Annotated in this window: 8 protein-coding genes, 1 tRNA gene, 1 pseudogene and 2 CRISPR repeat arrays; of the genes and pseudogenes, 3 read left to right on the top strand and 7 right to left on the bottom strand. The window is 66.0% G+C overall.

Annotated features, from left to right (window positions below; translation table 11 throughout):
* The 7 genes from G5B31_RS20275 to G5B31_RS20240 form a co-directional block, all read right to left on the bottom strand.
* Nucleotides 1-831: Mu transposase C-terminal domain-containing protein (locus G5B31_RS20275; protein ID WP_205912044.1), on the bottom strand; the 831-nt coding region annotated here is incomplete at its 3' end.
* A gap of 380 nt (nucleotides 832-1,211) precedes the next feature.
* Complete coding sequence (locus tag G5B31_RS20265; protein ID WP_165020011.1) at nucleotides 1,212-1,658, bottom strand: hypothetical protein; 447 nt, start codon at nucleotides 1,656-1,658, stop codon at nucleotides 1,212-1,214.
* Between the two features lie 342 nt (nucleotides 1,659-2,000).
* Entirely contained in the window at nucleotides 2,001-2,348 is a 348-nt protein-coding gene (locus G5B31_RS20260) for a LysE family translocator (protein ID WP_165020014.1), read from the bottom strand.
* Nucleotides 2,345-2,791, bottom strand: a complete 447-nt coding sequence (locus G5B31_RS20255) for an ACT domain-containing protein (protein ID WP_205912043.1) — start codon at nucleotides 2,789-2,791, stop codon at nucleotides 2,345-2,347. Before G5B31_RS20255 ends, G5B31_RS20260 begins: the two co-directional genes overlap by 4 nt.
* 293 nt (nucleotides 2,792-3,084) lie before the next feature.
* Nucleotides 3,085-3,161: transfer RNA gene (locus G5B31_RS20250), tRNA-Pro, on the bottom strand.
* Nucleotides 3,162-3,471: 310 nt separating this feature from the next.
* Entirely contained in the window at nucleotides 3,472-3,681 is a 210-nt protein-coding gene (locus tag G5B31_RS20245; protein WP_165020013.1) for a hypothetical protein, read from the bottom strand.
* A gap of 583 nt (nucleotides 3,682-4,264) precedes the next feature.
* Nucleotides 4,265-5,101, bottom strand: a complete 837-nt coding sequence (locus G5B31_RS20240) for an IS110 family transposase (protein ID WP_240904517.1) — start codon at nucleotides 5,099-5,101, stop codon at nucleotides 4,265-4,267.
* A gap of 15 nt (nucleotides 5,102-5,116) precedes the next feature.
* Nucleotides 5,117-5,479: direct repeats of the CRISPR family, unit length 32 nt; unit sequence GTTTCGATCCGCGCTCCCACGCGGGGAGCGAC.
* A gap of 47 nt (nucleotides 5,480-5,526) precedes the next feature.
* On the opposite strand from G5B31_RS20240, the gene tnpA reads away from it, so the two are divergent.
* From tnpA to G5B31_RS21545, 3 genes and pseudogenes are all read left to right on the top strand, one after another.
* Nucleotides 5,527-5,922, top strand: a complete 396-nt coding sequence (tnpA, locus tag G5B31_RS20235) for an IS66-like element accessory protein TnpA (RefSeq protein WP_165020012.1) — start codon at nucleotides 5,527-5,529, stop codon at nucleotides 5,920-5,922.
* Nucleotides 5,919-6,266, top strand: coding sequence for an IS66 family insertion sequence element accessory protein TnpB (gene tnpB / locus G5B31_RS20230; protein WP_028711024.1), 348 nt, complete (start codon nucleotides 5,919-5,921; stop codon nucleotides 6,264-6,266). The genes tnpA and tnpB overlap by 4 nt, the downstream gene beginning before the upstream one ends.
* Nucleotides 6,267-6,325: 59 nt before the next feature.
* A pseudogene (locus G5B31_RS21545) lies at nucleotides 6,326-6,616 on the top strand (transposase); the annotation flags it as partial.
* 264 nt (nucleotides 6,617-6,880) lie between these two features.
* A CRISPR array of direct repeats spans nucleotides 6,881-13,951; the repeat unit is 32 nt; unit sequence GTTTCGATCCGCGCTCCCACGCGGGGAGCGAC.
* Nucleotides 13,952-13,958 lie beyond the last annotated feature (7 nt).

Genomic DNA, 13,958 nt, shown 5'->3' with positions numbered 1-13,958 from the left:
CTCGAATCCCCCTTCCAGCCAGTTGGACGCCGCCGCAGGTTGCGTCGGCGCATCGGACGGCAGGAAGTGCAGGCCCAGGCCAAGCGTCCGCTCCGCCCTGTCGAGTTCTTCTGCAGAGAGCGTCATTCGGCCAAGCTGTGCCGCATTGGCCGCCTCCACCGAGAGCAGTTCAAGGCGGCGCAGACCGTCATGGTAGATTCCGGCGGTCATGGCGGCCTGTTCGCGATTGGCCGCCATGACGGTTTTCGCGAAAGCTGACCACTGGTAGAAAGACACGCCGGAGAGCGCGCCAGACAGATCATATGCCGGATGCCAGATGCCGTTCACCTCGACGGCGATCCAGCCGAGATCCATCTGATCGAACCGAAGGCGCAGCTTGCGCTGGTGGTTGTGCTTGTATGCCTGCCTCAACGCATCGCAGGAGAAGTCCGCCCCGAACACGCGGACACCGCGTCCGGATATGGTGCGTTCCAGCTCAACCCCGAAGATCGCCCTGCGGTCCATCGCATCGACCGGGGCTGGAAGCCCATATTTTGCGACCAGCCTGTCCCAGCACTGGGCCGGGGACTCTCCACCCAGACCTGCGTGTCGGCGCTGATGGTAGACATCGACGATATAGGTCACGAAAGCGCCCAGCAGGTCTTGCTCGGTCAGTGAAGCCTCGGCCTCGGAGGCATAATCCCCGCGCCGGACCGGATCGGAAAAGGCTCTATCCCTGAACCGGCTGACAAAATGGGAAGCAAAGGTTCCGAACAGGCGCTCGATGCGCGAGCGCAGCTTTGCGACACCGGCCGGCGGGTTGATCAGGCGGGTTGCCGGAACCAGCGACATGATATCGAAGCCGCTTTTCTCGTAGGTTCGCGCCCAGATGAGGACGGTTTTCGCGCAAGGTGGCGTCCTGTGGCCTCGATGCGCCCTGCCCTCTTGCACTGACCTCTCCGCCGCTGGCGGAGACGGGTTCCGTCGAAGAAGAGCGGCCGACCATCGAACTTCAGCAGTTCTTCCTTGGTCAGGCGACGCATCATGTCGGCGCTATCGGCGAAATGCACCCCGTCGCGGATCGGCCCTCGAAGCGGTCGCCGTCCAGCAGCGCCATGAAGAGCTGGAAATCCTCCTCCTTGCCGTTGTGAGGGGTGGCCGACATGAGCAGGAGGTGGCGGCACAACCGGCCAAGGTTTTGGCCGAGTTGGTAGCGTTTCGTTTATTTCACGTCACCGCCGAAGTAACTGGCCGACATCCGGTGCGCTTCGTCGCAGATGATCAGATCCCATTTCCACTGCGGTGATGACGGCCGAAAGGACTTTCGCAACCGATGGCTCATTGCGCCTGGCCAGGCCCGTCTGGAAGCAGGACAGGAGTTCCTCTGCGAATTCACGGCGCCACAGTGCGATGTCGCGCCTGTCATCTGGCAGATCCCGGAAGTGCTCCGGAAACCCGCCGAGATTCCGCTCCGACACCGCGCGGGTTGCACCACGGGGAATGTACCGAAACCCCGGAGTGCGAAGCAATCTGGTCAGGTCATCATGGGTGATGCTGCGAACGGGATGTGGAGGCTCTGCTGCCGACAAGACGATCCCGCCCGGCTCGCAAGACACAAAACGGTACTGGGCACCATCGATGATGAAGAGGTCCAGAGGGCTGAAGTTTTGCTGTTTCACGATGGAACCCTCACATCATTATCATGTGCACGAAGGATGGGACCATCGGTGCGCCCAGTTCCCTGGCGCGCTCGATCAGAAGCGTGGTCGGCGCATGGGGGACAACCGCGGGGCGCGGGACATCGGCATCGGTGAAGAGCACGACCCGTGTCGCGAAGGAACGGGGTATCTGTGCAGCGATCAGCCTGAGGGTGTCGTCGAACCGCCATTTGCGAACCCGAGCGAGCGGCCGCACCGCAATGGCGAGCCTTTGGCCATCAAGGGTTCTTGCCAGAAAGTCGAAGACATGTGTGGCAGGCCTGCCCCGTCCATCGCGATAGGTGATCGCGGGCGGCTGTGCCTCTACCTCTCGCACGTTGGGGTCGGGTCCGCACGAAGCGGGTTTGCGGCGGGATCGGTCGGCGGGGTGAGCCAGGCCGACAGCCCGAGGTAGATCAGATAGCATCCCCCGGCAATCTGGACGGCGCTCATCAGCCAGCCCATGCGCGTGATGACCAGGGCGAAGCCGGTCATAGCGAGGGTTGCATAGGTCGCGGCTCCGATGGAGAAGCCGACGGTCGCCCCGAAGGCTGCCGGACGCGCACCGGGAGCGGCCAGGCGAAGGATCAGCGTGAAGCTCGGCCCCGGGCTGATGGCTCCCGCCGCATAGATCGCCAGCGCCGTAAGAATGACGGTGATTTCAGGGGTCATGTCCGCTCCGCCTCATCAAGGAACTTGTGGCCCGCTGCGCCGAGCAGGTCGCGGGCCTTCCCGCAGTCGCTTTCCGCGATCAGCAGGTGCTCGCCGTCGAAGGTGCAGACGACGAAAACGCCGATGCCGTTCGATGACAGCGGAGCGATCAGGGAATGGACGATCCCGGTCGCCTGGAAGTCGAAAGGCCCGATTGTCCGGAGGCATACCCATCCGGCTTCAGCCTGCACCCCTTCGGGAACGCGGTCCTCGTGGCATACGATGGTCAGTTCGTCATCGGCACGGATGATGGCGGAAAAGCCCGGGCCGGACGCCCATTCGGGGACAGGGCTTTCGGGATCAAGGCGGGCAACGGCATACCGGCCCGGCACGAAGCGTAGTCTGAGGGAGAGGGGGCATCGTGACTCCGGGCAACTGACACTCGTGCAGTTGTGCATGACCATGCAGGACATGCAACAAAGGACCGCTTTGTCCCCAGAAGCCAACCGAGGAAGCGCCGCGCTGCGTCCGAGTGGTAGCTTTCGGCAGTGCCGTCACTGTAAAAGGAAAGTCCGAGCGGCGGGCACTGACCGCCCCATCGACCTGACCGGTTAAGGCGCTGATCAGCCTTCAAGTCTGGGAGTTCCGGACCAAGGCGATCCGCCCGGAAAACTCAGCCAGAAAGGCTTACGCCTCCGCCGGAGGAGCCGCCTTTGGAACAAAAGGCAAGACTTTGTGAAACTTCACAGCGGGAAATTGGTCGGAGCGAGAGGATTCGAACCTCCGACCCCCTGCTCCCGAAGCAGGTGCGCTACCAGGCTGCGCTACGCTCCGACCGATGCGCGGGGATTACCCGCCGCCGCGGGCTTTGGCAAGGGGGAGACGGAAGATTCCGGCAGGGAGAACGCGGGGACCGGCCCTCCCCGGAAAGAGCTGCTCAAGAGACCCGTCCGGTCTGTTGGGCGGAGCATCGCCCTTCCATGCCCTCGGGCTCATTGCCTCCGGCCGGGAGCAGTTCACCCCCTTCGACGGAAAGCAGCGGCTCCAGAGGTCCGGCCTCCTTCTCCCCTTTCGAACGCGAGTGCCAGCGCTTGGTGGAACGTGAGCCCCTATGGCCGGGAAAACCGTTTTTGAAGATGGCACCCTAGTAGCCTGGGACATTGATTCCGGAGTAATGTCGGCCGATGTCGGCCTTCTTCGCCATGGCGACCGGTGCTTTTACCGCCGCAGCCCCCTGGGGATGGGCCAAGGTAATGCGGCCGGCCCACAGCTCGCCGATCATCTTGCGGCGATTTTTGTCGTAGAGGCTCGTCCAGTCGCAGCCGGCGCGAGCGGTTGCGGTCTTTTTCGCCATCGCGGTTCGCCGTGACGGGTGCCGGAAGTTCTCTCCCAGCCATCAACCCGTCGCGGCAATGCCGATCCACGCTCTCACTCTCGGGGGCATTGCGGGGACCTCCCCGCAGAAGCGGTCGGCCGACGCCGATGGGCCCGACCGCAGGGGAAGGCTTTCCCTTTCATCGATGCCAGCCTAATTCGTAAAAAGCGGGCGGTATCCGCACAATGGTCGCAGCGCCGCTCATTGCATACTGCTAGAAAGCCGCGCTAGAGTCAGGACTTCGGTAACGGGGCCGTGCTAGTCAAGCGGTTTTGGGCATGCAAGGCTGGCCGCCGGGGAGCGGTTTCGACATCTGGTGATTTGTGCCGTGCTGCCTTGGCTGCCGCCTTCGACTGAGATCACCCCGGGTGCATGCTTCGGTCCGTGGTCAGCGCGGTGGCCGCCATCATGATGCTGGTTCAATGCAATTCCGATGTGCCCATCTCATTGGCGTGCTCGATATGGATCGGCAACAGTCCTGACCACGGCATCATCGGAATCGCGTCCCTGGGGGACCTCGAAGGCCTGCGATCAGGCAGGCAATGGGTGTGAGTTCGGTTTGTCAGGCTGCCTGAGGGATCGGAATGTCAGACCGGAAGTCGGTGTCATCGACCCACATGCGGTGCAGGATCACGCTGATGCGCCGGGCCAAGGCTACCATGGCACGCTTGCCTCCGCGACGGCGGGCAAGCTGAGCGGCCCAGGTTCTCAGCCATGTCGCCCGCCCGCGGTGCATCATGACGGTGGCGGCCTGACACAGCGCTCGGCGTAGGGTGACATCGCCTGCTTTGGTTATTCCGCCCGAGACATCGCGTTCGCCAGATTGGTTTCGCGGCGGCGTGAGGCCCACCCATGGCCCAACCTTCTTCGAGGAGGTGAAGCGGGCAGGATCATCGACAGCGGATCGGTAGGTCAGTGCCACGACCGCACCGATCCCGGGCATCGACATCAGTCGACGGCACACCGGGTCATCATGGGCAAGGTAGCGGACACGGCGTTCCAAGCCCGCCAGCTCTTGCCGCAGGGAGGCCCGCGCCCGAAGCATCGGCTCTGTCGCGACCTCCAGCATCGGATTTCCCGCCGCCAGCTCGCGGATACGTTGTTCGAACCTGCCGCGGGAGATGATGCCGACCTTGAGCCCGAAGTTCCGCAGAAGCCCCCGCAGGGATAGTTCCAGCGCGATGAAGCTTTGCTGCACCGCCTTACGGGCGCCAAGAACGGCGCGAACTTCTTGCGCCGAGACCGACTTGCAGTGAACTGGCCGGAACCAGCCCAGATGGAGCAGGCGGGCTATACCCTCTGCATCTCGCCGGTCTGTCTTGATCGGCATGGCCTTCAGAGCGCCCTTCACCTGCCGAGTCTCCATCAGGACGACGTCCAGACCCGCCTCGGTTACCATCGTGCCCGCCTCGGTGTTTCGATCCGCGCTCCCACGCGGGGAGCGACTTTGACGGGTCATTTCAGGCACGTTTCAAGGTGCGTTTCGATCCGCGCTCCCACGCGGGGAGCGACAAGGGGGCTGCCGCTACCGAAGGCCCGGTCAATGGTTTCGATCCGCGCTCCCACGCGGGGAGCGACCTGCGCACTGCCGGAGACCAAGCTGCGGCTGGCACGTTTCGATCCGCGCTCCCACGCGGGGAGCGACCGCCCGCTGGATCGGCCGGTTCCCTGATGCCCCGGTTTCGATCCGCGCTCCCACGCGGGGAGCGACTCATCGAGCAGCTGAGACCGCAATGGGTGCGGATGTTTCGATCCGCGCTCCCTCGCGGGGAGCGAGTAACCGTCCGGGCTGACCGCTCTGCCTTGGGGTGAGAGAGGCGGATAGTGTCCACCATTGATAGTGGACACTATGGTGATGGCGTGGCGCGTCGGACGAAGCGACTTTGGACGGATGAGGAGAAGCGTTCGATCTGTTTCCAGACGGCGGCGCCGGGTGTTTCCGTGGCTCAGGTGGCGCGGCGCTACGCGGTGAACGCGAACCTGATCTTCAAGTGGCTGCGCGATCCCCGTTATGCGCCGGACCCTGCCTCGGTTGCGCCCCCAGCAGAGGAGGCGCGGTTTCTGCCCGTAGAGATCGTCGCGGAGCCTAGGTCTGCCCCGGCGGCACTTGCCGCCGAGAACCACATCGAGATCGAGTTGGCGGGCGGTCACCGGATGCGGATCAGCGGCAGCTATGATCCTGAGGCGCTGGCGCGGCTGATCCGGGGGCTAACGGTGTGATCCCGGTTCCGGCCAATACGCGGGTCTGGCTGGCGGCTGGCGTCACTGACATGCGCAAGGGCTTTGCGGCGCTCGCGGCACAGGCCGAGGCGGTGCTGAAGCAAGATCCCTTCGCCGGACATCTGTTCGTGTTCCGGGGCCGCCGTGGCGATCTGGTCAAGATCATCTGGTGGGATGGCCAAGGGGCCTGCATGTTCATGAAGCGGCTGGAGAAGGGCCGCTTCGTCTGGCCCTCGGCCAATGAGGGGAAGGTGGCGCTGACGCCTGCGCAGTTGTCGATGCTCTTGGAGGGGATCGACTGGCGGGCACCGCAGCGGACCTGGCGGCCTCTGGCAGCGGGATAATTTGCGGGGCTCGCAAGTGAAGGATTCCCACAAGGAATACAGTGGGATAAACTTCCCGTATGCTCGATCACACCCTGACCTTGCCGGAAGACCCCGAGGAGCTGCGCAGCTTCACCGCGCGGCTTCTGGCCGAGGTGAAGGCGCAAGCGATCCTGATCGAGAAGCTGCGCCATCAGTTGGCAGGACACCGGGCGCACCGGTTTGGCGCGTCGTCGGAGACCGCCGAGCAGTTGCAATTGGCCCTTGAGACCAGCGAGATCGCCGCCGCTGCCATGACCGCCCGGATGAAGCTGCCGGACATCGAGGAGAAGGACAAACCGAAGCGCCGTGCGATCCCGGATCATATTCCCCGGATGGAGGTGGAACTGACACCCGGTGCCGATGCGCCGATTGCGGCGGGCGCCTGCGCCGGATCGGCGAGGATGGTGAGGCAAGAGCCCGCCACCGGTCCGAGGGCCGTGCCGAACGAGGAGTTGGAATACGTCCCCGGCCCCTCGCCATTGTCCTCGGACCAATGGCGGACAATGGCTCGACATCGTGAACCGGATCGTCCGCCCACGCCTGACATGCGGGGAGTGACGGCGCTCGATCTTGTCCTCATAGCGTTCAAGGTAGTTTCGATCCGCGCTCCCACGCGGGGAGCGACGGGCCACCCGCTTCGCGCGGCGGTAGCAGTCCGTGTTTCGATCCGCGCTCCCACGCGGGGAGCGACCGGCCGATGAAGGACGGGTCTTTCAGGACCTCGGTGTTTCGATCCGCGCTCCCACGCGGGGAGCGACCTACCAGGTGCAGGACGTGGCCGTGATGATGATGTTTCGATCCGCGCTCCCACGCGGGGAGCGACAAGCCTTAACAGGCTTTACATTTAACTAGGGGAGTTTCGATCCGCGCTCCCACGCGGGGAGCGGCCATCCGCTCCGAGATGGAAGTGGCGCTTGGCATGTTTCGATCCGCGCTCCCACGCGGGGAGCGACAATGCGCCTCCAGCTGGTCGATCATCACCAGCCAGTTTCGATCCGCGCTCCCACGCGGGGAGCGACCCGCGATCAGCCTGCAGCCGGGCCTGCCCGCAGAGGTTTCGATCCGCGCTCCCACGCGGGGAGCGACAGTATTCAGGGCGGGCGGCCATCTCGGCCGCGATTTTTCGATCCGCGCTCCCACGCGGGGAGCGACTGCACGAGATCGAACCCTCGTTCGCCGAGCTGGTGTTTCGATCCGCGCTCCCACGCGGGGAGCGACCTTGATCTCGGATAACGCTAAGTATCCCGTCAGGTTTCGATCCGCGCTCCCACGCGGGGAGCGACGACTTCGTTCCCTCAGACCAGTTGAAGCTACGGATGTTTCGATCCGCGCTCCCACGCGGGGAGCGACCGGACGAAATCTTCCACATCCTCGACTGTATCGGGTTTCGATCCGCGCTCCCACGCGGGGAGCGACGCTGCCCGAGCCTGCCCGCGGGTCGGATGAATGGTTTCGATCCGCGCTCCCACGCGGGGAGCGACGCGGGCCTTCGACAGCGCGGCCAGTGCTGTCGAAGTTTCGATCCGCGCTCCCACGCGGGGAGCGACGGGTCGGCATCGTCTCGGTGGTCGGATCGCTGGTGTTTCGATCCGCGCTCCCACGCGGGGAGCGACTTTTCGATCTCCTCGTTCCCGCCCGCCGGGCCATAGTTTCGATCCGCGCTCCCACGCGGGGAGCGACCGGCGAAGATCACGCAGGGCTGATATTCCCGCGCGTTTCGATCCGCGCTCCCACGCGGGGAGCGACCGGGCCGGAGGAGGCTGCGGTCGATCTTGTCGATGTTTCGATCCGCGCTCCCACGCGGGGAGCGACGCAGACGCGACGCCTCCTGACCCCGTGGACCGATGTTTCGATCCGCGCTCCCACGCGGGGAGCGACCCCTCGCGCGACCGCTTCATCGCGCTGCACATGGAGTTTCGATCCGCGCTCCCACGCGGGGAGCGACGATACATCCGGGATCGGAGCGGCCCCGCGAGCACGTTTCGATCCGCGCTCCCACGCGGGGAGCGACCGCGTCGCTCCAGCCGTGCCACCACTGATGACCCGGTTTCGATCCGCGCTCCCACGCGGGGAGCGACAGGATGCGGGTGTCCATGGCGATCTCCGGTGTCTGTTTCGATCCGCGCTCCCACGCGGGGAGCGACCCGGGCGGATGCAGACCGGGCTTATCGAGAGGCGAGTTTCGATCCGCGCTCCCACGCGGGGAGCGACTGGCGACGGAAGCGGATAAGATTGTCGCCATGATGTTTCGATCCGCGCTCCCACGCGGGGAGCGACTCGTTCAGCTTTTCGACTGCCGACCATGTGAAGTTGTTTCGATCCGCGCTCCCACGCGGGGAGCGACGGTGGCCGCAGCCTTCAGCGCCGTTCCTGCGGCCTCGTTTCGATCCGCGCTCCCACGCGGGGAGCGACCCGTCCGTCCGGTGAGTGCGGGCATAATCCTCGCAGTTTCGATCCGCGCTCCCACGCGGGGAGCGACCTGGTGGATCGGTTTTGACGTAGGATCGGGGTTGGTTTCGATCCGCGCTCCCACGCGGGGAGCGACGGCTGGGGAGAGGCCAAACTGACGCCGGTGCGCGAGTTTCGATCCGCGCTCCCACGCGGGGAGCGACCGGTCAACTTCGGCGTCCGATACCAGACCGCGCTGTTTCGATCCGCGCTCCCACGCGGGGAGCGACTATGAGTGGCAGCGTCTGGCGTCTCCGGTATGGATGTTTCGATCCGCGCTCCCACGCGGGGAGCGACCTGGGAGCTGGACGGCGGCGTCCTCGTGGATGGCATGTTTCGATCCGCGCTCCCACGCGGGGAGCGACCGGGCAGCTCTACCCGTGGCATCACCGACAGGTCGTTTCGATCCGCGCTCCCACGCGGGGAGCGACGTCCGTCCGGTGAGCGCGGGCGTATTCCTCGCAGTTTCGATCCGCGCTCCCACGCGGGGAGCGACGTGCCGGCGCGCTGCTGGAGCGGTGGGCGTCTCGTTTCGATCCGCGCTCCCACGCGGGGAGCGACTCGGCTCGGCGAGGTTGCGGTGCGTGATGGTCAGGTTTCGATCCGCGCTCCCACGCGGGGAGCGACCATCAAGCTGATCACCCTCCAGACCCTGTTGGGTGGTTTCGATCCGCGCTCCCACGCGGGGAGCGACTTTGTGTCGTGGAAGATCGTTCCGACCTTGATCGAGTTTCGATCCGCGCTCCCACGCGGGGAGCGACCGCCGGGTTTGCCGCCCGGATCGCTTCCTCGCTGTTTCGATCCGCGCTCCCACGCGGGGAGCGACACAAGACCATCGTCTCCGGCCTGAACGAGGCGGTGTTTCGATCCGCGCTCCCACGCGGGGAGCGACAGGCATATAGGCGGGGTCCATCGCGTCGGGCTTGTTTCGATCCGCGCTCCCACGCGGGGAGCGACGTGTCTCGATTGAGTTGATCGGCTGGGGCGTTGATGTTTCGATCCGCGCTCCCACGCGGGGAGCGACATCGCGATTTGCTGTCGCACGGTGAGGCGTTCGTGTTTCGATCCGCGCTCCCACGCGGGGAGCGACGATCTGCGAGGGTGTCTTCGGTCAGCCCTAGGGCGGTTTCGATCCGCGCTCCCACGCGGGGAGCGACCTACGCATCCCTTCTGGCTAACGCATTTCACACCGTTTCGATCCGCGCTCCCACGCGGGGAGCGACGGGGTCCTTGGCGATAGAGCTGCACATGTCGCGGTTTCGATCCGCGCTCCCACGCGGGGAGCGACCTCATCACCACCATCATCAACTTGTTCAGGAGGCAGTTTCGATCCGCGCTCCCACGCGGGGAGCGACGCCATCGTCGTGACCTGCGCCGACCCTCTCGATTGTTTCGATCCGCGCTCCCACGCGGGGAGCGACCCGTCGTCGCCTCTCGGCGCTGGAACCGACCAGTGTTTCGATCCGCGCTCCCACGCGGGGAGCGACAAGCGCCGCGCGATCCTCGGGCGTCAGCGTGATCGTTTCGATCCGCGCTCCCACGCGGGGAGCGACCTGATCTTTTCTGGCGGACGGATCGGCGGGGCGCAGTTTCGATCCGCGCTCCCACGCGGGGAGCGACTGCAACGCCCACGCAAACACGCAACCCGTATGCAGGTTTCGATCCGCGCTCCCACGCGGGGAGCGACATCGCAGGTATGTTCGACGGGCGTTATCCGGTGAGTTTCGATCCGCGCTCCCACGCGGGGAGCGACGGAGAAAGCCGAAGCCGAGCGGAAGGCCCGAGAGGTTTCGATCCGCGCTCCCACGCGGGGAGCGACGCCGCCATCTTGGCAGCAGGTCCTGAGCCATCATGGTTTCGATCCGCGCTCCCACGCGGGGAGCGACCATTGGGGGTGTCCTCCTGTGCAACGCGATCGGGTTTCGATCCGCGCTCCCACGCGGGGAGCGACACTGGTCGTCAGCGTGATCGCCGTGGGCAGGCGGGAGCGGTTTCGATCCGCGCTCCCACGCGGGGAGCGACGTCCGGATCGAAGTTTCCCGCCCAGGACATGACCGTGTTTCGATCCGCGCTCCCACGCGGGGAGCGACCTACGGCGAGGACCGCAGCCGCCGCAACCCGGAGTTTCGATCCGCGCTCCCACGCGGGGAGCGACGTTCGACCTGTGGCTTAAGGTGGCGGATTTCGCCGTTTCGATCCGCGCTCCCACGCGGGGAGCGACAAGCCACGGGGGCGACTAGTTTACAGCTTAACCATCTGTTTCGATCCGCGCTCCCACGCGGGGAGCGACCCTTGTAGGGCAGCCCGTCCACCAGGTCGGCCCAGTTTCGATCCGCGCTCCCACGCGGGGAGCGACTCGTCTCCATCAACCTCAATACCCCATTGCCCGGGGTTTCGATCCGCGCTCCCACGCGGGGAGCGACTCGGCAGGCCAGCGCACCATGCATCTGCGATAGTGTTTCGATCCGCGCTCCCACGCGGGGAGCGACCGATCACCTTGACCGTCGCCGTATAGGTCACGCCGTTTCGATCCGCGCTCCCACGCGGGGAGCGACTGGAGCCGAACGGACCGATCCCGCGTGTGATCGGAGTTTCGATCCGCGCTCCCACGCGGGGAGCGACTCGAAGTTGCCTTTCATGGGGTTCTCCATGTGAGTTTCGATCCGCGCTCCCACGCGGGGAGCGACGCCCGCAGCTCGGCCTTGGTCACCTTGCGACCCTTGTTTCGATCCGCGCTCCCACGCGGGGAGCGACGGATGCCGATCAGACCGACCGTCACTTCACGCGAGTTTCGATCCGCGCTCCCACGCGGGGAGCGACGCGTTTTGGTTTGTAACCTCGTGGTTCCAAACCGTTTCGATCCGCGCTCCCACGCGGGGAGCGACGGCCTTCCGCCCTCGCGCCTTGTCATCCGGCCAGGAGTTTCGATCCGCGCTCCCACGCGGGGAGCGACGCTTCGATATGGCCGAAACGGTGCATCCGCTGATGTTTCGATCCGCGCTCCCACGCGGGGAGCGACCCCCGTGCTGCGCCATGATCTCGGCCGAGCTGGCGTTTCGATCCGCGCTCCCACGCGGGGAGCGACTTGGAGGGGTCCTTTTTGCCCTTGCCGAATTTGCCGTTTCGATCCGCGCTCCCACGCGGGGAGCGACGCGGCATCGCTGTCGTCGCCCCACAGGTGCCGCCGTTTCGATCCGCGCTCCCACGCGGGGAGCGACGGCCGGTCGGGGCTGCCGGTCCCGGGCGCGCAAGGTTTCGATCCGCGCTCCCACGCGGGGAGCGACTCCTCGCCGAGGGCGCCGATCTGCTCCAGCACCTCGTTTCGATCCGCGCTCCCACGCGGGGAGCGACGCTGAAAGGAACGGACCATGGCACTCGTCAAGGACGTTTCGATCCGCGCTCCCACGCGGGGAGCGACGCGGCCTATCAGGGCCTGCCGCTGGTCGAATACGCGGTTTCGATCCGCGCTCCCACGCGGGGAGCGACGCCCCGCCTCATCAGCAATCGCCTTCACGGCGAGGTTTCGATCCGCGCTCCCACGCGGGGAGCGACGCTGGCGGACCTCCGCGCAAAAAAGTGTGCTGACAGCGTTTCGATCCGCGCTCCCACGCGGGGAGCGACGTTCATCAAGTCGGCGGCATCGGCTGGCATGTCTGTTTCGATCCGCGCTCCCACGCGGGGAGCGACCGAAAACTCGATGCGCCGAGCATCACTGGCGGTGGTTTCGATCCGCGCTCCCACGCGGGGAGCGACCAGATGCCGCCGGTCTTGCGGACCAGCTTCACCCGTTTCGATCCGCGCTCCCACGCGGGGAGCGACGCTGGACTGGTAGCGATCCGGGATCGGATCGACCGGTTTCGATCCGCGCTCCCACGCGGGGAGCGACCTTTCATCGCCAGCCCATTGCGCAGGATGGCCCTGTTTCGATCCGCGCTCCCACGCGGGGAGCGACCGCCGATCCTGACGATTTCCCAGCCTTTCACCTGGGTTTCGATCCGCGCTCCCACGCGGGGAGCGACCCCGTGATCGGGGACGGCAGCGCCTCACAGGTGAGTTTCGATCCGCGCTCCCACGCGGGGAGCGACAGGGCAGGGTCAGGCCGGTTCTCGGGTCCGTGGGGTTTCGATCCGCGCTCCCACGCGGGGAGCGACCGTTGTATTCCTCGACTGCGCGAGCCTCGTCCGACGTTTCGATCCGCGCTCCCACGCGGGGAGCGACGCTGGCCGACCGCGAGGCGTGGTTTGCGCGGCGAATGTTTCGATCCGCGCTCCCACGCGGGGAGCGACTTGTTCGTCTCGGTGAGGGCGGCGGTCATTGCTTGGGTTTCGATCCGCGCTCCCACGCGGGGAGCGACGACCGCGAATGGGTCTATCTGGTCGTCCAGTCTGGGTTTCGATCCGCGCTCCCACGCGGGGAGCGACGGCTTCTGACCACGCCACAGCCTCCCCTCGCCCATGTTTCGATCCGCGCTCCCACGCGGGGAGCGACGCGCGGTTGATGGCGGTCAGCGCCTCGGGGCTGAAGTTTCGATCCGCGCTCCCACGCGGGGAGCGACGCGGTGGAGTGGGTCCGGGAGGGGCGGCGGTTTGGTTTCGATCCGCGCTCCCACGCGGGGAGCGACCATCCGCAGCAACAGGAGGTATGTGTGATGGCCCTGTTTCGATCCGCGCTCCCACGCGGGGAGCGAAGGGCGATGCCTCTCCCGCAACTGCCACCGGAGCGTTTCGATCCGCGCTCCCACGCGGGGAGCGACTCGCGGCGCAGGCGTCGATCTCCGCGGGCGTCAGTTTCGATCCGCGCTCCCACGCGGGGAGCGACAGTTTGGCGCGCAAGTCGTTGCGTTCCTTTTCAAGGTTTCGATCCGCGCTCCCACGCGGGGAGCGACCGCCTGCCGCCGGGGCTTCGGATTGCGGCGCGGAGTTTCGATCCGCGCTCCCACGCGGGGAGCGACTGCCTGGATCACCGATGCGTGGCGCAACCTGCCGGTTTCGATCCGCGCTCCCACGCGGGGAGCGACTCGTGCAGCCGTGGTGGTTCGGGGAGCCGTTCAAGTTTCGATCCGCGCTCCCACGCGGGGAGCGACTCCAAGGCCTGCATTACTACACCGAGGGGAGCGATGTTTCGATCCGCGCTCCCACGCGGGGAGCGACGGGTCGGCGTGCGCAGATGGAGCGATGGCGAGAAGTTTCGATCCGCGCTCCCACGCGGGGAGCGACTTCGGAT

Origin of the sequence: Rhodobacter sp. SGA-6-6 (genome assembly GCF_011043545.1) — a bacterium.
Classification (GTDB): domain Bacteria; phylum Pseudomonadota; class Alphaproteobacteria; order Rhodobacterales; family Rhodobacteraceae; genus Pseudogemmobacter.
The sequence above is the reverse complement of the archived record's forward strand: the minus strand, read 5'-3'. Positions and strand labels throughout refer to the sequence as shown.